This window comes from Cohnella caldifontis (assembly GCF_029360585.1).
Taxonomy (GTDB): Bacteria; Bacillota; Bacilli; order Paenibacillales; family Paenibacillaceae; genus Cohnella; species Cohnella caldifontis.
Genome location: NZ_JAQZSJ010000002.1, coordinates 182,783 through 204,830, shown reverse-complemented (window position 1 = coordinate 204,830; position 22,048 = coordinate 182,783). Strand labels below are relative to the sequence as shown.

Annotated in this window: 16 protein-coding genes; 15 read left to right on the top strand and 1 reads right to left on the bottom strand. The window is 60.2% G+C overall.

The annotated features are described in order from the left end of the window. Positions 1-25: 25 nt before the first annotated feature. Both proS and PTZ19_RS03880 read left to right on the top strand, forming a co-directional pair. On the top strand, positions 26-1,474 hold the full coding sequence (gene proS / locus PTZ19_RS03885) for a proline--tRNA ligase (RefSeq protein ID WP_276352465.1): 1,449 nt from the start codon (positions 26-28) through the stop codon (positions 1,472-1,474). A 277-nt stretch (positions 1,475-1,751) separates the two neighbouring features. Beyond that, positions 1,752-6,059: a PolC-type DNA polymerase III gene (locus PTZ19_RS03880; RefSeq protein WP_276352464.1), complete on the top strand. Its 4,308-nt coding sequence runs from the start codon at positions 1,752-1,754 to the stop codon at positions 6,057-6,059. Between the two features lie 73 nt (positions 6,060-6,132). Here the strand turns inward: PTZ19_RS03880 and rihB are convergent, their stop codons facing one another. Then, on the bottom strand, positions 6,133-7,068 hold the full coding sequence (gene rihB, locus PTZ19_RS03875) for a ribosylpyrimidine nucleosidase (protein WP_276352463.1): 936 nt from the start codon (positions 7,066-7,068) through the stop codon (positions 6,133-6,135). 107 nt (positions 7,069-7,175) lie between these two features. Here rihB and yeiL point away from each other — a divergent pair, with 107 nt between their 5' ends. The 13 genes from yeiL (at position 7,176) to PTZ19_RS03810 (ending at position 21,915) form a co-directional block, all read left to right on the top strand. Next, on the top strand, positions 7,176-7,847 hold the full coding sequence (gene yeiL / locus PTZ19_RS03870; protein WP_276352462.1) for a transcriptional regulator YeiL: 672 nt from the start codon (positions 7,176-7,178) through the stop codon (positions 7,845-7,847). A gap of 181 nt (positions 7,848-8,028) precedes the next feature. Further along, entirely contained in the window at positions 8,029-8,490 is a 462-nt protein-coding gene (gene rimP, locus PTZ19_RS03865) for a ribosome maturation factor RimP (RefSeq protein ID WP_276352461.1), read from the top strand. Positions 8,491-8,517: 27 nt separating this feature from the next. Continuing rightward, positions 8,518-9,615, top strand: coding sequence for a transcription termination factor NusA (nusA, locus tag PTZ19_RS03860; protein ID WP_276352460.1), 1,098 nt, complete (start codon positions 8,518-8,520; stop codon positions 9,613-9,615). Between the two features lie 52 nt (positions 9,616-9,667). Continuing rightward, positions 9,668-9,991, top strand: coding sequence for an RNase P modulator RnpM (gene rnpM, locus PTZ19_RS03855; RefSeq protein ID WP_276352459.1), 324 nt, complete (start codon positions 9,668-9,670; stop codon positions 9,989-9,991). Continuing rightward, a complete protein-coding gene (locus PTZ19_RS03850) occupies positions 9,975-10,307 on the top strand; it encodes a L7Ae/L30e/S12e/Gadd45 family ribosomal protein (RefSeq protein WP_276352458.1) in 333 nt (110 codons plus the stop codon). Before rnpM ends, PTZ19_RS03850 begins: the two co-directional genes overlap by 17 nt. After that, a complete protein-coding gene (gene infB, locus PTZ19_RS03845) occupies positions 10,300-13,620 on the top strand; it encodes a translation initiation factor IF-2 (RefSeq protein ID WP_276352457.1) in 3,321 nt (1,106 codons plus the stop codon). Before PTZ19_RS03850 ends, infB begins: the two co-directional genes overlap by 8 nt. Before the next feature lie 33 nt (positions 13,621-13,653). Next, on the top strand, positions 13,654-14,010 hold the full coding sequence (rbfA, locus tag PTZ19_RS03840; protein WP_276352456.1) for a 30S ribosome-binding factor RbfA: 357 nt from the start codon (positions 13,654-13,656) through the stop codon (positions 14,008-14,010). Between the two features lie 60 nt (positions 14,011-14,070). After that, positions 14,071-15,051 (top strand): DHH family phosphoesterase, encoded by a 981-nt coding sequence (locus PTZ19_RS03835; protein WP_276352455.1) that lies wholly within the window; start codon positions 14,071-14,073, stop codon positions 15,049-15,051. Then, positions 15,048-15,980 carry a tRNA pseudouridine(55) synthase TruB gene (gene truB / locus PTZ19_RS03830; RefSeq protein ID WP_276352454.1) on the top strand — a complete coding sequence of 311 codons (933 nt, stop codon included), beginning with the start codon at positions 15,048-15,050 and terminating at the stop codon, positions 15,978-15,980. The genes PTZ19_RS03835 and truB overlap by 4 nt, the downstream gene beginning before the upstream one ends. 66 nt (positions 15,981-16,046) lie before the next feature. Further along, positions 16,047-17,036 (top strand): bifunctional riboflavin kinase/FAD synthetase, encoded by a 990-nt coding sequence (locus tag PTZ19_RS03825; protein ID WP_276352453.1) that lies wholly within the window; start codon positions 16,047-16,049, stop codon positions 17,034-17,036. 1,122 nt (positions 17,037-18,158) lie between these two features. Further along, the gene (gene rpsO / locus PTZ19_RS03820) at positions 18,159-18,428 is read left to right on the top strand and encodes a 30S ribosomal protein S15 (protein WP_276352452.1); all 270 of its coding nucleotides are present in this window, start codon (positions 18,159-18,161) and stop codon (positions 18,426-18,428) included. Between the two features lie 259 nt (positions 18,429-18,687). After that, on the top strand, positions 18,688-20,790 hold the full coding sequence (gene pnp, locus PTZ19_RS03815) for a polyribonucleotide nucleotidyltransferase (RefSeq protein ID WP_276352451.1): 2,103 nt from the start codon (positions 18,688-18,690) through the stop codon (positions 20,788-20,790). Positions 20,791-20,904: 114 nt separating this feature from the next. Next, entirely contained in the window at positions 20,905-21,915 is a 1,011-nt protein-coding gene (locus PTZ19_RS03810) for a polysaccharide deacetylase family protein (RefSeq protein WP_276352450.1), read from the top strand. The last annotated feature ends 133 nt before the right edge of the window (positions 21,916-22,048 follow it).

The following is a 22,048-nucleotide window of genomic DNA, read 5'->3' as shown; positions in this document are numbered from 1 at the left end:
CGCTGTCGGGGGTTGGAGAAACGCCATGTCGAAGGACAAAGGATTCGTTACGGAAATTACGCCCCAGGGCGAGGACTTCTCGCGCTGGTATATCGATGTCATCAAAAAGGCCGAGCTGATGGACTATTCGCCCGTGCGGGGCTGCATCGTGTTCCGTCCGGACGGCTACGAGCTGTGGGAGAACATGCAGCGCGAGCTGGATCAGCGGTTCAAGGATACCGGCCATCGCAACGCCTATTTCCCGCTGTTCATCCCGGAAAGCTTTTTCCAAAAGGAGAAGGAGCACGTTGAGGGCTTCAATCCGGAGCTTCCCTGGGTCACCGAGGCGGGAGGGGAGAAGCTGGAGGAGCGCCTGGCCATCCGTCCGACTTCGGAGACGATGATCGGGCATATGTACGCCAAATGGATCAATTCCTATCGCGATCTTCCGCTGCTCATCAACCAATGGGCCAACGTGGTGCGTTGGGAGAAACGGACGCTGCCGTTCCTGCGCACGAGCGAGTTCCTGTGGCAGGAAGGCCATACCGCCCATGAGAACGAAGAGGACGCGCGCCGCGAAACGATGACGATGCTGGACGTGTACACCGACTTCGTCGAGAACGTCCTCGCGATCCCGGTCATCAAAGGACAGAAGACGCCGTCCGAGAAATTCGCCGGCGCCGTGGATACGTATTCCATCGAAGCGATGATGCGCGACGGCCGCGCCGTGCAGGCCGGCACCTCCCACTATCTCGGAACGAACTTCGCGGTCGCCTTCGACATCAAATACTTAAGCCGGGAAAACACGCAGGAGTTCTGCCATACGACCTCTTGGGGCGTCAGCACCCGGTTGATCGGCGCGCTCATCATGGTGCACGGCGACGACCGCGGGCTCGTCCTTCCGCCGAAGGTGGCGCCGACGCAGGTCATCATGATCCCGATCGGTCCTCCGAAAACCCGGGAGCAGGTCATCGCCAAGACGGACGAACTGTTCGCGGAACTGAAGAAAGCCGGCATCCGCGTCCGCGTGGACGACCGCTCCGACGTGTCGCCGGGCTGGAAGTTCAACGAATACGAAATGCGCGGCATCCCGATCCGCCTGGAGCTCGGCCCCCGCGATCTGGAGAACGGCGTCTGCGTGCTTGTCTCCCGCGTTACCGGCGAGAAGAAGCAGGTGCCGCTGACGGATTTGACCGCGGAAGTGCGGAAGATGCTGGACGAGGTTCATGCCCAGATGTACGAGAGAGCCTTGTCGTTCCGGGAAGAGCATTTCTTCTCCGTCGAGACGTTGGACGAGCTGAAAGCCAAGCTGGAAGAGCAGCGCGGTTTCGCGCTCGCCGGCTGGTGCGGATCCGAAGCCTGCGAGAGCCAGGTAAAAGAAGAAACCGGCGCGACGAGCCGCAACATCCCGTTCGAGCCGGCCGAGACGAAACGCCAATGCCTCGTCTGCGGCGAAGCCGCCAAACACACGGTCGTGTTCGCGAGAGCCTATTGACGTCCAAAGTACAGTCCCCAAGATCGGCTCCGTGCCTGACTTGGGGATTTTGATTTCCATCCGGGCCGAACGAAAGGGCGGAAAAGGCCGTCGACTGCGTTCGAGCCGAGCGGAGAGTTTTCGAGCGAATCTTCCTTTTTGCCGCCGCTTCGGATAAAATAAGAGAAACAAGACTAGCTTCCGGTTGGAAGAAGGCAGGACCGGCCCATCGCTTGGGACGGAGGCCGTTTTTCGCGGAAGCTTTTGCTTTTTCGCGCGTCTGGGGAGGTAGGTAAGCATGCATCAAGCGGCCGACGGGCGCAAACGGTTCGAATTGCTGCTCCAGCAAGCGGAAATCCCGGCCGATTGGGTAACGGAATATTTCGCGGACGGTTACATACGCAAGGTGGAAGTGCATAAGTCCCGCAAGGAATGGAAGTTCCATATCGTCAAAAGCTCTCTGCTTCCGGCATCCGTCTATGCCGGCTGGATCGGACGCCTGCAAGAGAAGCTCGGCCATTTGGCGACGATTTCGGTTCAACTCGCTTTCGAGGATTCGGTTCCCACCTCGGGCATCCTGGAAACGTATTGGCCGGCGTTCGTGGAATGGATGCAGCGGGAATTCGTTTCGGTCAACGGATGGCTCGCCAAGGCGAAAATCGAAGTGGAAGGCGACTTGGTCACGCTGGTCATGCTGGACGAGATGGGGCTGGGCTTGGCCAAACGCAAAAACGTCGACGCGCACGCCGCCAAGTTTTTCGAGGACCGTTTCGGCCGCGCGTGCCGCGTGAAGCTGACGGTCGGGGAATTCAAGCAGGAAGCGTATGAGGAATTCCAACAGAAAATCCAAGAGGAAAACGGTCAGGCGATCCAGCAGCTCATGGCGAGCGCGGCGATGGAAGCACCCCCGGAAGGGGACGCGCCGGAGGTGCTGCAGCACGGCTACGAAATCAGGGACGAACCCGTGCCGATCGAGCAGATCCGGGACGAGGAGAAGAAAATCGCGATCCAAGGCACCGTCTTCGGGCTGGAAGTCAAGGAACTGCGCAGCGGCAGCACGCTGTACCAGTTTTTCGTAACGGATTTCACGGATTCGATCGCGGTTAAAGTGTTCGGCAAAACGAAAGAGGACAACAAAACGCTGGGGCTGCTGGCCAACGGCAAATGGCTGCGGCTCCGGGGGCGCGTCGAGTACGACCGGTTCCTGAACCCGCCGGAGCTGGTCATGATGGCCAGCGACATCCGCGAGGTGAACGCCCCGCCGGAGCCGAAGGACGACGCGGAAGAGAAACGCGTGGAGTTCCATCTGCACACGACGATGAGCACGATGGACGCCGTGACGCCGGTCGACGCGTATATCAAAACCGCCGCCAAATGGGGGCACAAGGCGATCGCGGTGACCGACCACAGCAACGTCCAATGTTACCCCGAAGCGGCCAAGGCGGGCAAAAAGAACGGCATCAAAGTACTGTACGGCGTGGAAGCGAACGTCGTCAACGACGCCGTCGCGATGGTGCTGAATCCGCGGGAGGAGAGCCTGGCGGACGCCGTCTATGTCGTATTCGACATCGAGACCACCGGTTTGTCCGTGACGGCGAACAAAATCATCGAGCTGGCCGGCGTCAAAATGCAGGACGGCAAAGAAATCGGCCGGTTCGCGACGTTCGTCAACCCGCACGAACCGATTCCGTACAACATCCAGCAGCTGACGAACATCACAGACGACATGGTGGCGGACGCTCCCGAGCTGGAACCGAAGCTCCGGGAGTTCCTCGAATTCGCGGGAGACGCCGTACTGGTCGCCCACAACGCCCGCTTCGACATCGGCTTCATCCAGGAAGCGTGCAAGCGGAACGGGCTTCCGCCCGTCGCGAATCCGGTGCTCGATACGCTGGAGCTCGCGCGCTTCCTTCATCCGACGATGAAGAACCATCGGCTGAACACGCTGGCGGATTTATATAAAGTGTCGCTGGAAAACCACCACCGGGCGATCGACGATACGGTCGCGCTCGGCGGCGTGCTGTTCGGGCTGATCAAGGACGCGGTAACGCGCGGCGTGACGGAGCTGCATCGCCTGAACGAGGTGAACGGGAACAGCTGGAAAACGACGCGTCCGTTCCATTGCGGCATCTACGCGCTGAACGCCGTCGGCAAGAAAAACCTGTTCAAGCTGATTTCCCTCTCGCACACCGAATACTTCCACCGCGTAGCCTGCATTCCGAAAAGCAAGCTGATCGACATGCGCGAAGGGCTGCTGGTGATTTCGGGCTGCGAGAAAGGCGAGTTTTTCGAAACGGTGCTCAACAAATCGCCGGAAGAGGCGGAAGAAGTCGCGCAATTCTACGACGTCCTCGAAATCCAGCCGCTGGACTTCTACCTCCATTTGTTGGACAAAGGTTTGGTCGGCAGCCGCGCCGAGCTGGAAGAAGCGCTGCGGCGGATTTGCCGGATCGGCGAGAAGCTCGGCAAACCGGTCATCGCGACCGGCAACGTGCATTATTTGAAACCGCGCGAGAAGCTGTTCCGCGACATCACGATCCACGGCATCACGGGCTTCAGCCCGCTCAAGGAGCAGCGCAAGCCGGACGCGCATTTCCGCACGACGAAAGAAATGCTGGAGGCGTTCAAGTTCCTCGGCGAGGAGAAGGCGAAGGAAGTCGTCATCCGCAACACGTCGGAGCTTGCGGACCGATTCGAGGAATACCCGATGTTCCCGGACCAGCTGTACACGCCGATCATCGAAGGAGCGGACGACGAAATCCGCAACACGTGTTACGAGACGGCGAAATCGATGTACGGAGACCCGCTTCCCGAAGTCGTCGTGCAGCGGCTGGAGAAGGAGCTCGTGCCGATCATCAAGTACGGCTTCTCCGCGAACTATCTCATTTCCGCGCGGCTCGTCAAGAAGTCGAACGAGGACGGCTATCTCGTCGGTTCCCGGGGATCCGTCGGATCATCGGTCGTCGCTACGTTCCTGGGCATTTCCGAGGTCAATCCGCTGCCGGCGCATTACTTGTGCAAGAATCCCGAGTGCAAGTACAGCGAATGGATTCTCGACGGCAGCGTGCCCAGCGGCTTCGACCTGCCGGACAAGCCATGTCCGAATTGCGGCACGATGATGCGGGGAGAGGGACAAGACATCCCTTTCGAGACGTTCCTGGGATTCAAGGGCGACAAAGTCCCCGATATCGACCTCAACTTTTCGGGCGAATACCAGCCGCACGCGCATAACTACACGAAAGTCATGTTCGGGGAGAAAAACGTGTTCCGCGCGGGCACGATCGGCACGGTCGCGGAGAAAACGGCGTTCGGCTTCGCCAAGAAATACCAGGAAGACCACGGGAAGAACTGGCGGGGAGCGGAGCTGAATCGCCTCGCGGCCGGCTGTACGGGCGTGAAACGCTCGACCGGCCAGCACCCCGGCGGCATCGTCGTCGTGCCGGACTATATCGAAGTGGAAGACATCACGCCCGTCCAATTTCCGGCCGACGATACGAGCGCGGAGTGGAAGACGACCCATTTCGACTACCACGCCTTCGACGCGAACTTGCTCAAGCTCGATATCCTGGGGCACGACGATCCGACGATGATGCGGATGCTCCAGGACTTGACCGGCGTCGATCCGACGACGATTCCGATGAACGACCCGAAGGTCATGAGCTTGTTCAACAGCGTGGAGGCGCTCGGGGTGACGCCGGAGCAGATCCGGACGCCCGTCGCCACGTACGGGGTGCCCGAGATGGGCACGCGTTTCGTCCGCCAGATGCTGGAGGAGACGAGACCTTCCACCTTCGCGGACCTGCTGCAGATTTCCGGCTTGTCCCACGGGACCGGCGTATGGCTCGGCAACGCGCAGGAGCTGATCAAGAACGGCACCTGCACGATTAAGACCGTGATCGGCTGCCGCGACGATATCATGCTGTATCTCATTTATAAAGCCGGCATGGATGCGTCGCTCGCGTTCAAAATCACCGAAAGCGTGCGGAAGGGCAAGGGGCTGACGCCCGAATGGATCGAGGAAATGAAACGGTGCGGGGTGCCGCAATGGTACATCGATTCCTGCTTGCGCATCGAGTACATGTTCCCGAAAGCGCACGCCTCCGCCTACGTCATATCGGCCGTGCGCACGGCTTTCTTCAAGCTCTACTATCCGATCGAATATTACGCGACGTATTTCTCGGTGCGGGCGGCGGACTTCGACGTCGAGGTGTTCTGCCAAGGCTATGACGCCATTCTGAAGCTGCTGAACGAAATCGAGGCGAAAGGGTTCCAGGCCAGCACCAAGGAGAAAAACATGATTTCCATTCTCGAAATGGGACTGGAGATGACGGCCCGGGGCTTCAAGGTGAAACCGCTGGATCTGTACCGATCCGACGCCACCCGCTTCATCGTCGACGGGGATTCCCTCATTCCCCCGTTCTCCGCGGTCGCGGGAATCGGGGAGAACGCGGCCCGGAACATCGCGGCGAGCCGCGAAGACGGGGATTTCCTCTCGATCGAGGATTTCCAGCAACGGTCCAAAGCGAGCAAGACGATCGTCGAGCTCCTGAACGGGATGGGCTGCTTCCGGGGACTGCCGGAGAGCAACCAACTGATGCTGTTCTGATCCCGGTAATCGCGCAAGGACCCCGATTCCCGCCGTCACGCGGCGAATCGGGGTCCATTTCATGCGCAATGGGTCAATCGCGATACAGGGAAACGCACCGCTCCACGAGATCCCAGAAGCGATCCCGGTTCAGCGTTATCCCGACTTTGCCGTTCGCGGGTTTCCCGAGGTTCCCGTAATAATCGCATACGGTGCGCCCGTAACTCGGTCCGCCCGTGATGTCGATTTCGGTAAACATCTCCTGCAGGGTGAAAATATCGGGTTCGATGAGATAGGCCACGCAAGTCGCGTCGTGGACGGGACCTCCTTCCAGGCCGTAAACCTCATGTTGCGTTTTCAGCGTGAAACGCATGATGTCTCCGAACAGCTTGCCCGCGCGGTTGCCGACGTTTTCCATCCGTTCGATGATATCGGGCGTACAGACGGTCTGATTCGTCAAATCCAACCCCATCATGACGAGGGGAACCCCCGAGGCGAATACGATGTGCGCGGCCTCCGGATCGGCGAAAATATTGAACTCCGCCGCGGGGGTCACGTTGCCGAGACCGTAGGCGCCGCCCATCAGCACGATTTCCTTGATTTTCCCGACGATGCGGGGCTCCATTCGCATGGCCATGCCGATATTGGATAAGGGACCGACCGGTACCAGGACGATATCCCCGTCCGAGGCCATCAAGGTTTCGATCAGATACGCGACGGCGTGTTTGTTTTCCGCTTCCCGAACCAATGGCGCGAATACGGGACCGTCCAATCCGGTTTCGCCGTGAATGTCGTCGGCGACGACTTGCTGCCGCAGCATGGGTACGGACATGCCGGCATATACGGGCACTTGGATGTCCAGATGCTGGCAAACGTTCAGGCCATTGGTCAGGGTTTTGTCCAGCGTTTGGTTTCCCGCCACGATCGTGATGCCCAACAGATCGATCTTCGGGTGCCGCGCGGCCATCATCATGGCGATCGCGTCATCGTGGCCGGGATCGCAATCGAGAATGATTTTTCGTTTTTCCATGTCGTCTTCGTCCCTTTCGTTATCATGGTTTCTCTTTGCTTCCATTGAACTGTAACAAGGATCGCGATAAACTGAATATGAGATTTCTCATAGAAGCGGGGATGCCCGTGCATCGGATCGATGACGTAAACGTTTTGGCGGAATGCTTGTCCTCATCGGATTTCGAGTTGAATTTTTCTTTTCCGGCCGCGCGGTATGCCCGATTATTCCACGCCCATGCCGGCGATTTCATCCTGAGGGAAGGGGAAGAGCCGGCTTATTTGTATTACCTGCATACCGGCCGCGTCAAGCTGTACCTCACGTTATCGAACGGCAAGGTTTCCTTGATCGATTTTTTCGAAGCGCCGTGCTTTTTGGGGGAAATGGAACTGATCGGCGTCCAAAGGGAGTCGCGCGCGATCCAGGCCCTGGGGGATTGCCGCTGCCTTGCCTTGCCGGTCAGGGAATGCAGGGAACTGCTGCTCCATGACGCTTTGTTTTTGCGGAAGTTATGCGTGTATCTAGGGACCAAGAATAATCGGAACGTGGCGTCGCTTTCCCAAAACCAGGCTTTCCCGCTGGCCAACCGGCTGGCCGCTTTCCTGCTGTTCGCTTCGCCCGACGGGCACTACCGGGAACGGCATACGCACGCCGCGGAATATCTCGGCGTCTCCTACCGGCATTTGCTGCACACGCTGTCCGATTTTTCGCGCAAAGGGTACATCGTGAAAGAAACGCGCGGGTATCGTTTGGCGAACCGGGCCGCCCTGGAAGAAAAGGCCCGCGGCATCGAATCTTAATGCAAGGGCTTCAAAAACTTGGTTGCCAACGGTGCCGGAATATGCTAAACTACTTTTGGTAATCATGTGGATATCACTGTCTGCAGAAGAGTGGGGAAACCCACTCTTTCCGTTTTGCCATGGGCCATTTCGGTGTGCGGAGCGGCGGGACATCCATCTGAAAGCACGGGAGGTAGGGCAATTGAGCGCAACGAAAATCGAGTCCATCGTGGAGGAATTGGTTGTTCCCTATTTGGAGGACAACGGGTTTCAGTTGGTGGACGTGGAGTACGTGAAAGAAAGGAGCAACCGCTTCCTGCGGGTGTTCGTGGACAAGGAAGGCGGCATCGACATCGACGATTGCGGCCGCATTTCCGAGTACCTGAGCGCCAAGCTGGACGAAGCGGACCCGATCGAAGAAGCGTACTTCCTCGAGGTCAGCTCGCCCGGGGCCGAACGTCCGCTGAAGAAGGCGGAGGACGTGGCCAAAGCCGTCGGCAAGCAAGTGTTCGTCACCACGTACGAACCCTTGGACGGCGCCAAAGAGTTCGAAGGACGGCTGGAAGGCTTTGACGGCCGGACGATGACGATCGTCGTCGGCCGGCGCAAGCATGCCATCCCTTACGATAAAGTGGCCTCGGCTCGCCTGGCCATCGTCTTTTAATTTCAATAGAGGAGGGGTTATCCCGACATGAGCATGGAGTTTATCGAAGCGCTGTCCGAAATCGAGCGGGAGAAGGGCATCGCGAAGGATGTCCTGCTCGAAGCCATCGAAGCGGCACTCATCTCCAGCTACAAACGGAACTTCAATACCGCGCAGAACGTTCGCGTCGACATCAACCGCACGACCGGGCAAATCAAGGTATACGCGCGCAAAACGATCGTGGAGGAAGTGCTCGACCCGCGTCTCGAGATTTCCCTGGAGGCAGCGCGCAGCCAAAATCCGCACTACCAGCTGGAGGATATCGCGGAGATCGAAGTGACGCCCCGCGACTTCGGCCGCATCGCCGCGCAGACGGCGAAACAGGTCGTCACCCAGCGGATCCGCGAGGCGGAGCGCGGATTGATCTACCATGCGTTCGTGGACAAAGAGCAGGACATCGTCACCGGCATCATCCAGCGCATGGATCAACGCAATCTGTACATCGACCTCGGCAAAGTGGAAGCGGCGCTGCCGCTGACCGAGCTGATGCCGACGGATAAATTCAAGCAAGGCGACCGGGTCAAATCCTACATCACCAAGGTCGAGAACACGAGCAAAGGGCCGCAGATCATCCTGTCCCGGACGCATCCGGGTCTTCTGAAGCGGCTCTTCGAGCTGGAGGTTCCGGAAATTTTCGACGGGACCGTCGAAATCCGCTCCGTGGCCCGGGAAGCCGGATTCCGTTCCAAAATCGCGGTCTATTCCCGCAACCCGGAAGTAGACCCGGTCGGCTCGTGCGTCGGACAGAAGGGCGTCCGCGTGCAGACGATCGTAACGGAGTTGAAAGGCGAGAAAATCGATATCGTGCGTTGGTCGGACTCGGTGGAAGAATACGTGGCGAACGCGCTCAGCCCGTCCAAAGTGCTGGAGGTCATCGTTTTCGAAGCGGAGAAGATGGCCCGGGTCATCGTGCCCGACTACCAGCTCTCGCTGGCGATCGGAATCAAAGGCCAGAACGCGCGGCTCGCGGCCAAGCTGACCGGATGGAAGATCGACATCAAGAGCGAGTCGCAGGCGGAGCAGGAGTACGGGCGTCCGAAAACGCAAGGCGCCGCCATGCATCAGGACAGCGTGTCGATCGATTGATCGACCGGAACCCGCGGAACGCAGCCCGCAAGCGAGAGGAGGAGAACGAACCTTGAGACCGCGGAAAATACCGCAGCGCAAATGCGTCGCTTGCCAGGAAATGATGCCCAAAAAGGAACTCATTCGCATCGTCCGTTCGCCGCAAGGGGACATCCAAATCGACCTGACCGGGAAGAAGCCGGGACGCGGCGCCTATTTATGCGGCAAAGTCAGCTGCTTCAAGTTGGCCAAGAAATCGAAAGCGTTCGAACGGGCGCTTAAAGCTCCCGTCGCGCCGGAGATTTACGACCGGCTGGAGCAGGATTTCATAAAGGTGGAAGACGAGTTTCAAGCGGCCAAAGCGATGGCGGGTGACGACGATGACGACGGGAAATAAGGCGTTGTCGAGGCTGGGGCTCGCCATGCGGGCCGGCAAGCTGGTTACCGGGGAAGAAACGGTGCTGAAGGCGATCCGCGCCGGGGAAGCCAAGCTGGTCGTGCTGGCGGGGGACGCTTCGGAGAATACGGGGAAAAAGCTGGCGGACAAATGCGGCAGCTACGGCGTCCCGCTCGTTACCGGGTTTACCCGGTACGAGTTAGGCTGGGCGGTCGGCAAGCCCGAGCGGGTCATGTTCGCCGTGACGGACCAAGGATTCGCCGACTTGATCGCCGGCGGCTGGGTTCAACATTCGGAGGTGGAGAATATTGAGTAAACAAGAAACGAACGACAACAAGGATAAGCTTCGCGTTTACGAATATGCCAAATCGCTCAACATGAGCAGCAAGGAGATCATCACGATTCTCAAACGGCAGAACATGCCGGTCAACAACCATATGAGCGTGATGGAAGACGGCATGGTCCAAGCGGTCGAGAAGTTTTTCCGCGACGTGAAGGCCAATGCCGCCGCCAAGATGGCGCAGAAAGCCGCGGCAGCGCAGAAAGCCGCGGCTCCGGCGCCCGCCGCGGCCGCGGCGGGGCAAGCGCCCCGCAAGCCGGAAGAGCAGGGCGCGCGTCCCGCGCGGGCCCAGGCGCCCGCGCAGGCGGCTCCGCGCCAGGCGGCGCAAAGCCAAACGCCGGAGCGCCCGGCCCAGGAAGCCGGCAATCGCCCGCAGGGAGAAGGCTCGCCGCAGCGTGAGGCCGGCCGCCCGCAGGGTCAAGGCGGCGGATTCAACCGCGAAGGCGGCCGTCCGCAAGGTCAAGGCGGCGGCGGGTACAACCGTGACGGCGGCCGTCCGCAAGGTCAAGGCGGCGGCGGGTACAACCGCGAAGGCGGCCGTCCGCAAGGTCAAGGCGGCGGCGGGTACAACCGCGACGGCGGCCGTCCGCAGGGTCAAGGCGGCGGATTCAACCGCGACGGCGGCCGTCCGCAGGGTCAAGGCGGCGGATTCAACCGCGACGGCGGCCGTCCGCAGGGTCAAGGCGGCGGATTCAACCGCGACGGCGGCCGTCCGCAGGGTCAAGGCGGCGGATTCAACCGCGAAGGCGGCCGTGCGGAAGGTCTAGGCGGCGGCGGGTACAACCGTGCCGGCGGCCGTCCGCAAGGTCAAGGCGGCGGCGGGTACAATCGTGACGGCGCTCGTCCGCAAGGTCAAGGCGGCGGCGGGTTCAACCGCGACGGAGGCCGTCCGCAGGGCCAAGGCGGCGGCGGGTACAATCGTGACGGCGCCCGTCCGCAAGGTCAAGGCGGCGGCGGGTACAATCGTGACGGCGCTCGTCCGCAAGGTCAAGGCGGCGGCGGGTTCAACCGCGACGGAGGCCGTCCGCAGGGCCACGGCGGCGGCGGGTACAATCGTGACGGCGCCCGTCCGCAAGGTCAAGGCGGAGGCGGGTTCAACCGCGACGGCGGTCGTCCGCAGGGCCAAGGCGGCGGCGGGTTCAACCGCGACGGAGGCCGCCCGCAAGGCCAAGGCGGAGGCGGGTTCAACCGCGACGGCGGCCGTCCGCAGGGTCAAGGCGGCGGGTTCAACCGTCCGCAAGGCGGCGGTCGTCCGCAGGGCGGCGGCTTCGGCGGCCCCCGCATTCCGGCGGCGCCGACTGCCGCGGCGGCGCCTGCGCGTCCGGGACGCGACAGCAGCCGGCCGGGCGCACGCCCCGAAGCGGGCAAAGGCGGCTTCGGCCGTGACGGCGGCGGCTTTGGCCGCGACGGCAAGCGCCGGGACAACGATTTCGGCAAGCGGTTCGACGAAGGCCGCGGCAATTTCAAAGGCGGCAAAGGCAAGGGCAAAAACGGCAAAGGCCGCGGGAATCAGCCCCCGCGCGAGAAAATCGACAACACGCCGAAAAAAGTCATCGTCCGCGGCGAAATGACCGTCGGCGAATTGGCTAAACTGTTGCATAAGGACGCTTCCGAAGTCATCAAGAAGCTGCTGATGATGGGCACGATGGTGACCATCAACCAGGAGCTGGACCTCGATACCATCCTGCTGGTGGCCGGCGAATTCGGAGTCGAAACCGAAGTCAAAATCGCCGTCGAAGACACCAATTTCGAGACGGTGGAAGAGAACGACGATCCGGATGCCCTGGAAACGCGCGCCCCGGTCGTCACGATCATGGGCCACGTCGACCACGGCAAAACGACGCTGCTGGACGCGATCCGCGAGACGAAAGTCGCCGCGGGCGAAGCCGGCGGCATTACCCAGCACATCGGCGCCTACCAGGTCGAGACGAACGGCAAGAAAATCACGTTCCTCGATACGCCGGGCCATGAAGCGTTCACCGTCATGCGTTCCCGCGGCGCGCAGGTCACCGATATCACGATCCTCGTGGTCGCGGCGGACGACGGCGTCATGCCGACGACGGTCGAGGCGATCAACCACGCCAAAGCGGCGAACGTGCCGATTATCGTGGCCGTCAACAAGATCGACAAGCCGGAAGCCAATCCGGACCGCGTCAAGCAAGAGCTGACCGAATACGGACTGGTGCAGGAAGCATGGGGCGGCGACACCATTTTCGTCGAAATCTCTGCGAAGCAGCGCCAAAACCTCGACGAACTGCTGGACATGATCCTGCTGGTGGCGGAAGTCAACGATTACAAAGCCGTCGTGGACAAACGCGCCCGCGGCACCGTGCTCGAAGCCGAGCTGGATAAAGGCAAAGGACCGGTCGCGCGCGTGCTGGTACAGAACGGTACGCTCAAGGTGGGCGACGCGTTCGTGGCCGGCGACTGTTTCGGCCGGGTCCGCGCCATGACGAACGACCGCGGCCGCCGGATCAAGGAAGCCGGACCGTCCACGCCGGTCGAGATTACGGGTCTGACGGAGGTGCCGCAGGCCGGCGATCCGTTCATGGTGTTCGAAGACGAGCGCAAGGCGCGCGAAATCGCCGACAAGCGGTCGATCAAGACCCGCCAGGAAACGATGAAGTCGAATTCCAAGGTTACGCTGGACGACTTGTTCAACAAGATCAAGGAAGGCGAAATCAAGGATCTCAACGTCATCCTCAAAGCGGACGTCCAGGGCTCCCTGGAAGCGCTGAAGGGATCGCTCGAGAAAATCGAAGTGGAAGGCGTCCGCGTCAAGATCATCCATGCCGGCGTCGGCGCCATCACGGAATCCGACATCCTGCTTGCTTCCGCGTCGTCCGCGATCGTCGTGGGCTTCAGCGTCGGCATCGAACCCCGCGCGGCTTCGGCGGCGGAGCAGGAAAAGGTCGACGTCCGCCTGCACAACATCATTTACAAGGTGATCGAGGAAATCGAGCATGCGATGAAAGGCATGCTGGATCCGGTCTTCAAAGAAGCCGTCATCGGCCACGCCGAAGTGCGCGAGACGTTCAAGGTCAGCAAGGTGGGCACGATCGCGGGCTGCATGGTGACGGACGGCAAGGTGACCCGCAACGCGGAAGCCCGCCTGCTTCGCGGCGGCGCGGTGATCTACACGGGCAAAATCGACTCGCTCAAACGGTTCAAGGATGACGCCCGCGAAGTTTCCGAAGGCTACGAGTGCGGCATCACGCTGGAGAAGTTCAACGATTTGCAGCAAGGAGACGTGATCGAGGCGTTCGTCATGGAATCGGTCGAGCGCTGATCGCGTCAGAGAACGGAAACGAGGGGATGCGGCATGGCGAAATTCCGTACGGGCAGGGTCGGGGAGCAGATCAAAAAAGAAATCAGCGGGCTGATCCAGACCGAGCTGAAAGATCCGCGCATCGGATTCATCACCGTGACCGGAGTGGACGTGACGAACGACTTGTCGCTGGCCCGCGTGTATCTCAGCATTCTGGGCAGCGAAGAGCAGAAAGAGGAGACGCTGCATGCGATCGGCCGGGCGAAGGGCTTCCTTCGTTCCGAGCTCGGCCGGCGCATCCGTCTTCGCCATACGCCGGAGATCGAATTCCGGTTCGACAGCTCGATCGAATACGGCAGCCATATCGAGGCTTTGCTGCAGCAAATCAACCGGGAATCGCGTGAATCTTGACGCGCCCGGTTGCTTTTTGCGCGATTCAGAATTCAGAAGTTAACGCCTGGGGGAGATCGGATGTGGGCAGGGCAACTGGCGCAAGCGGCGGCGTTTCTGAGAGAGCGTGACGACTTTCTGATCGTCTCCCACGTGCAGCCGGACGGAGACGCGATCAGCTCGACCGTTGCGGTCGCCTGGATGCTGGACAAACTGGGCAAAACCTATGCCATGATGAACGAAGGGCCGATTCCTTCCCGCCTGCTGTTCCTGCGGAAGAGCGGGGACATCTCCGGCTGCGGCGAACAAGCGCCGGCGCGCAAGTTCAAGAACGTCGTCGCCGTCGACTGCGCGGATTTCGCCCGGATCGGGCCGGCACGGCAATGGTTCGAGGATGAATACGAGCTGCTGAATGTCGACCATCATCCCACCAACGACGCTTTCGGCAAAGTCAACCTGCTTCGTTTCGACGCAGCCGCGACCGCGGAAATTTTGTTCGAGCTGGCCGGCACGCTCGGCCTTCAACCGGATGCCGAGGCGGCCACCGCTTTCTATACCGGCATCCTGACCGATACGGGCGGATTCCGTTACGCGAACACGAGCCCGTTCGTCATGCAGACCGCGTCTCGATTGCTGGAAGCCGGAGCTCCGGGACCCGATTTGGCCGAACGGCTGCTGGAGCGGATGTCCGTCGGGCAGATGCTCATGCTGCAGCGGGGGTTGTCCCGGCTGGCCTTCTCCGAAGACCGCCGAATCGCGTGGGTGTGGGTCACGACGGAGGATTTGGCCGAGACCGGCGCCTCCAACGAAGACCTGGAAGGCCTCGTCAACTATCCCCGCAACATCGAAGGGGTGGATGTCGGGATTTTGTTCAAAGAGAACGGCACGAAATCGGTGAAAGTGAGCCTGCGTTCTTCCGGTCTCGTCGACGTGGCCGCGGTCGCCCAGCATTTCGGCGGTGGAGGGCATGTCCGCGCGGCGGGCTGCCGGTTGACCATTCCGCTGAACGAAGCGATCGAGCAAATCGTCGGGTACGTCAGGAACGAGTTGGGGAGCGCATGAGGGAAGAAGGCTTGGAAAGGTTCGACGGCGTGCTGGCGATTTGGAAGCCGGCCGGATGGACCTCGCACGACGTCGTGGCAAAGGCGAGGCGGCTCCTGGGCGTCCGGAGAATCGGCCATACCGGGACGCTAGACCCGGCAGTGACGGGCGTGCTGCCGCTTTGCGTCGGGCGGGCGACCCGGTTCGTCGAGTATTTGCAGGAGATGCCCAAAACCTACGAAGCGGTGCTTCGTTTCGGCATCGCCACCGACACGGAGGATTTGACGGGGGAACTTCTGGAGGACGCCGACGCTTCCTTTCTTTCGGAGGACCGGATGCGGGAAGCCGTGCTGTCCTTCCTGGGGGACATCGAGCAGATCCCGCCGATGGTCTCGGCGGTCAAAGTGGGCGGCAAACGTCTGTACGAGCTTGCCAGGCAAGGCGTATCGGTGGAGAGGAAGCCCCGCAGGGCGACCATTCACTCCATCGACATCCGGGATGTCGCCGCCGGCGTCCGCCATCCCGAAATCCGGTTTACGGTCCGCTGCTCCAAAGGCACGTATATCCGGACGTTATGCGTGGATATCGGCCGCAAGCTCGGGGTTCCGGCGGCCATGGCTTCCCTCGTGCGAACCGAAAGCGCGGGATTGACCCGGAAAGATTGCGTAACGCTGGAGGAAATCCCGGAATTGATCCGCGATGGCGGGTTGGCTTCCCGGATGGTGCCCGCGGACCGGCTGTTGAGCCATATGCCGCGGACCGTCGCGGGGAGAACGGAGACCGAGCACGCCGTCCAAGGCAAGCCGCTTCCCGCCGTCCGGCTGCGTCCCGTACCTCGGCAGCCGGGGATCTGGTTGGTGGACCGGGAGGACGGCGGATTTCTCGGGATTTTCCGGCTGGAAGAAGGCTCGGACAAGCTCCGGGCCGTCAAGGTGTTTCCTCCCGCTTAATGCGGGATTAACTCGGGCCGATATCGGTGAAGAAACGCGGCTCGGGCTGCAGGCAGGGGGATTGCATTGGAAATCTATCAATTGACCACATCCGCCGTCGGCGACGGTTCGTCCCTTCCGGCAGGCGCAAGCATACCGGCCGGATTGTCGGTAGCCATCGGTTTTTTCGACGGCGTCCACTTGGGACACGCGGACGTCATCCGCCGCGCGGTCGCGTTTGGCCGGGAGCGGGGGCAAGTGCCCGCCGTGATGACGTTTGATCCTCACCCGAGAATGGTGCTCGGCAAAGGGCCGCATTATCAGACGGTTTTGACTCCATTGGAGGACAAGCTGGCTTTGCTTGCGGACCTGGGCGTCGAGGCGGCGTACGTCATCCGGTTCGATACGGCATTCGCGTCCGTCACGGCGGAACGGTTCGTGAAAGAACTGCTGCTGCCGCTGGGCGTCCGGACGGCGGTCGTCGGCTTCGATTTTTCCTTCGGCCATCAAGGAAAAGGAAACGCGGAGGCGATGCGGACGTTCGGGGAAGGCGCGATCGACGTGCGGTCGGTCGAGCCGATTCGCAGCGGCGGGGACAAAGTAAGCAGTACGCGCATCCGCGATGAACTGGCGGCGGGGAATTGCGCGGAAGCCGCTCGGCTGCTCGGCCGCCCGTACGCGATCCGCGGACAGGTGGTGCACGGGAAGGCGAGGGGACGGACGATCGGGTTTCCGACCGCCAACGTCCAGCCGGAGCAGCCGTACGTCATTCCCCGGACGGGCGTATACGCCGTCACGGCCGAGGTCGCCGGCACCCGCGGGGGACCGGCTGTCCGTTACGGCGCGGTGCTGAACGTCGGCTATCGTCCGACGTTCGAGCTGCCTTCGGGCGGCTTGTCGCTCGAAGCCCATCTGTTCGATTTCGAAGGAGATTTGTACGGTCGGGAGCTGACGCTGACATTCCGGGAATATCTTCGGGACGAAAAGAAGTTCGCTTCGGTGGACGAGCTCGTCGGCCAAATCCGGCGGGACGCGGAGCGGGCGAAGGACATCCTGCGTGCCATGAGCCTTGGCTGAACGGCTTGTATCGTCCTGTCGGCAACAGAGTTGAGAAACTTTCGTTCTTATCTGAACCAGATGTCCTTCGGTTTATCGAGAGTTAGGAAACATTCTTTCTTAACTCAGCTGAAATCCTTCGGCTCATGGAGAGTTAGGAACATTCTTTCTTAACTCAGCTGAAATCCTTCTGCTCATGGAGAGTTAGGAACATTCTTTCTTAACTCAGCTGAAATACTTCGGCTTATGGAGAGTTAGGACACATTTTTTCTTAACTCCGCTGAAATCCTTCTGCTCTGGGAGAGTTAGGCAACTTTGTTGCTTAACTCAGCTGAAATACTTCGGCTTATGGAGAGTTAGGACACATTTTTTCTTAACTCCGCTGAAATCCTTCTGCTCTGGGAGAGTTAGGCAACTTTGTTGCTTAACTCAGCTGAAATCCTACGGCTCATGGAGAGTTAGGAAACATTCTTTCTTAACTCAGCTGAAATTCTTCGGCTTATGGAGAGTTAGGAAACATTTTTTCTTAACTCAGCTGAAATCCTTCTGCTCATGGAGAGTTAGGAAACATTTTTTCTTAACTCAGCTGAAATCCTTCTGCTCATGGAGAGTTAGGAAACATTCTTTCTTAACTCAGCTGAAATCCTTCGGCTCACGGAGAGTAAGGAAACATCCATTCTTAACTCCGCTGAAATCCTTCGGCTCATGGAGAGTTAGGAAACATTCTTTCTTAACTCCGCTGAAATCCTTCGGCTCACGGAGAGTTAGGAAACATTCTTTCTTAACTCAGCTGAAATCCTTTGGCTCACGGAGAGTTAGGAAACAATCTTTCTTAACTCCGCTGAAATCCTTTGGCTCACAGAGCCGGCGCGACGTTTCGAGTGCAGTTGCAGACACGATTTTCGAGGTTGCGGAAGTTGCAGGACGATTGCGAGGAACGAACGGCTTGCCCCGATCCGGGGACTTCCCCCGGCGGTTCCGCCGACGCGGCGGAAAAACCGTCGTTGTGCCCGGTCGCCGGATATGCTATACTAATCAACGTTGCGCCTATTCAGGCGCAGCGGCGAACCTTGGCTTGGCCGGACGATTTCACCGTCGCCGGCGAGGCTAACGGCGATTCTACAGAATAGGAGGTGAATCAGGATGGCATTGACCCAAGAGCGTAAACAAGAGCTGATCGAACAGCATAAGACGCACGCTTCGGACACCGGCTCTCCGGAAGTCCAGATCGCTATCCTTACCGAGAACATCAACAACTTGACGGCGCACCTGCGGGAGCACACGAAAGACCACCATTCCCGCCGCGGCCTGCTCAAGATGGTCGGCCAGCGCCGCAAGATGCTGGCATACCTGAAGAACAAAGATGTCAACCGGTACAGCGCCCTGATCGAAAAGCTCGGCCTGCGCCGTTAATACCGCAACCATAAAGCAACCTGGCCGAGTCGCTTGGGATGTGCAAACATTTCAACCGGTGCCGGGTTGCTTTTTCCCATATCTGGCGTTTTGCGGGTGACTCCGCGGCCGCCTAAGGTTGCCTGCGGCAGGAAATAATAGGAGCAATGTCGAACTTACAGAAGTCTTAGCGGAGAGAGTTAGACTCGTCAAACTCCCGATTCGCATTTAGCGGAAAGAGCTTGACTCCGTCAAACTCCCGATTAAAGGAGGTACATACATGGAGGAGCAACGCGTGGAAATGCTGCTCGGCGGACGGCCGTTCGCGCTTGAAACCGGCCGCCTGGCGAAGCAGGCCAACGGAGCCGTCATGGTCCGTTACGGCGATACGGCCGTATTGTCTACGGTTACGGCATCGCCCGGCCCGAAAGACCTGGATTTCTTCCCGCTGACGGTCAATTACGAAGAACGGTTGTACGCCGTCGGCAAAATTCCCGGAGGCTTCATCAAGCGGGAAGGCCGTCCCAGCGAGAAGGCGATACTCGCCAGCCGCCTGACCGACCGGCCGATCCGGCCGCTGTTCCCGGAAGGGTTCCGCAACGACGTGCAGATCGTCAATCTCGTCATGAGCGTAGACCAGGACTGCTCGCCGGAGATCGCCGCGATGATCGGCACCTCGGCGGCGCTGTCCATCTCGAACGTGCCGTTCAACGGCCCGATCGGAGGCGTCATCGTCGGCCGCGTGGACGGGCAATTCGTGATCAACCCGACGGTGGAGCAAGAAGAGAAGAGCGATATGTACGTCGTCGTCGCCGGTACCCGCGACGCCATCATGATGGTGGAAGCGGAAGCGAGCGAAGTGCCCGAGTCGGACATGCTCGAAGCGATCATGTTCGGCCATGAGGAAATCAAGAAGATCGTCGACACGATCGACCAGCTCGTCGCCAAGGCCGGCGTGCCCAAGATGGAGGTCAAGCTTCACGCCGTGGACGCGGCCGTACAAGCCGATGTCGAGGCGTACGCCAAAGAACGTCTCGTGGAAGCGGTTCGCATTCCCGAGAAGCACGCGCGTCAGGATGCGATCGACGCCATCAACGACGAAACCGTGCAGCATTTCGAATCGGTTTATGCCGAGACGCCGGAGAAGCTGGCCGACGTCAAAGAAGTGCTCTACGACATCGTGAAGAACGAAGTACGCCGCCTGATCACGCACGACAAGGTGCGTCCGGACGGCCGCAAATTGGACGAGATCCGCCCGATCTCGACCGACGTCGGCCTGCTGCCCCGCACGCACGGCTCCGGCCTGTTCACCCGCGGTCAAACCCAGGCGCTCAGCGTCTGTACTTTAGGCGCGCTCGGCGACGTGCAGATCCTGGACGGCATCGACTTGGAAGAATCCAAGCGCTTTATGCATCACTATAACTTCCCGCCGTTCTCGGTCGGCGAAGCCCGGCCGCTGCGCCCTCCGGGCCGCCGCGAAATCGGCCACGGCGCATTGGGCGAACGCGCGCTGCTGAAAGTCATTCCGCCCGAGTCCGAATTTCCTTACACGATCCGCCTCGTCTCCGAGGTGCTGGAGTCGAACGGTTCCACGTCCCAGGCGAGCATTTGCGCGAGCACGCTGGCCATGATGGACGCGGGCGTTCCGATCAAAGCTCCCGTAGCGGGCGTAGCCATGGGCCTCATTAAGGACGGAGACCATTTCTCCATCCTGACCGACATCCAAGGCATGGAAGACCATCTCGGCGACATGGACTTCAAGGTGGCGGGCACCGCCGCCGGCGTCACGGCCATCCAGATGGACATCAAAATCGACGGCATCGACCGCGCGATTCTCACCCAGGCGCTCCAGCAAGCCAAGGAAGGCCGGATGTTCATCCTCGGTAAAATGCTCGAAACGCTGAAAGAGCCGCGTCCTTCGCTCAGCCCGTACGCTCCGAAGATCATTTCGATGAAAATCCACCCGGACAAAATCCGCGACGTCATCGGCTCCGGCGGGAAAATCATCAACAAGATCATCGAGGATACCGGCGTCAAAATCGACATCGAGCAGGACGGTTCCGTCTACATCTCCTCGACCGACGAAGAGGCAAACCGCAAAGCCCAGCGGATCATCGAAGGCATCGTGAAGGAAGTCCAGGTCGGGGAAGTGTATACCGGCACGGTCAAACGGATCGAGAAGTTCGGCGCCTTCGTCGAAATCCTCCCGAACAAGGACGGGCTGGTCCATATTTCGCAGCTCGCGAACGAGCGGGTGGCGAAAGTGGAGGACGTCGTCAACATCGGCGACCAGATTCTCGTCAAAGTAACCGAGATCGACAACATGGGACGCATCAACTTGTCCCGCAAAGCGCTGCTCGGCACGGAGGAAATGAAGGTATAACCCGCCGGGCGGAACGGCCGATCATAAGCAAGCCAAAAGAGACTGAGAAGGTCTCTTTTTGTTTTGTCCGGCATACACTAATCCAGATTCGGACAGGCGGGGGGAATCCGTGCCATGAGGATGAAATCGCCCGCCGGGCTGGCTGCGCTTGCGGGTTGCCTGGCGGTTGTTTGGCTTGCGGGAGCCTACGGCCCGATGGCTCCATTCGTGCAGACCGCCAAAATCGGACGGGCCGCCGCGCCTGCCGCGCTGCCGGAGACGCCGTCGAAGCCGGCGCAGTCGTTGCGCGATTGGATCGAGAGCGAGGCGGCCAAGCGGAACATTCCCCCGTCGAATGCGGTCGTCGACCGGATTTGGAAGGCCATCCCGGGGTACAACGGCCGGGAAGTAGACGTTCCGGCCACTTACGCCAAAGCCCGGCTGTCGGGATTGACGCCGGACAACGCGGATTTCCCTTGGGTTTACAAGGAAGTGCCGCCCGCGGTCGGGTTGGAGGATCTGCCGCTTCAGCCGATTTACCGGGGCAATCCGGCGAAGCCGATGGTCGCCTTTATGATCAACGTGGCGTGGGGCGACGAATTTCTGCCTTCCATTCTGAACACGCTGGATGCGGAAAACGTCAAAGCGACGTTTTTCCTCGACGGCTCATGGCTCTCCAAGCATGAGCAGACCGCCAGGGACATCCTGGCGCGCGGACACGAGTTGTCGAATCACGCTTATTCGCACCCGGACATGAGCCGGCTGGATCTCGCGGCGCAGCGGCGGCAGATCGCCAAGACGGAGGAACTGCTGAAGAAACTCGGCGTCCGGAACCGTTGGTTCGCTCCGCCTTCGGGGGATTACGACGCCAGAACGGTGAAAGCGGCAGGAGAATTCGGGCTGAAAACGGTGCTCTGGACGTTGGACACGGTGGACTGGCGGAATCCCCCGGCAACGTCGGTCGTGAACAAAATCGCCGCGAACGTCGGGCCGGGCCAGCTGATTCTGATGCATCCGACCGCAACGACCCGGGACGCGATGAAAGGCATGATCAAGGCCATCCGGGCCCGCGGATACCTTCTTGGCACCGTAACGGAGACGCTTAACGCGGATCGGGTGGAGGTCAAGGCGGCCAAACGCGGTTAAGCTCCGCGGCGTCCCGACTCGGTTGTGGCAAATGTCGGAATTTGGTATAGTGAAGTCATTCATTGAACGGTGAGTGATCAGCAGCGAGAGTTTGACTCCGTCAAACTCCCGATTAGCGATTGAGGAGAGAGTT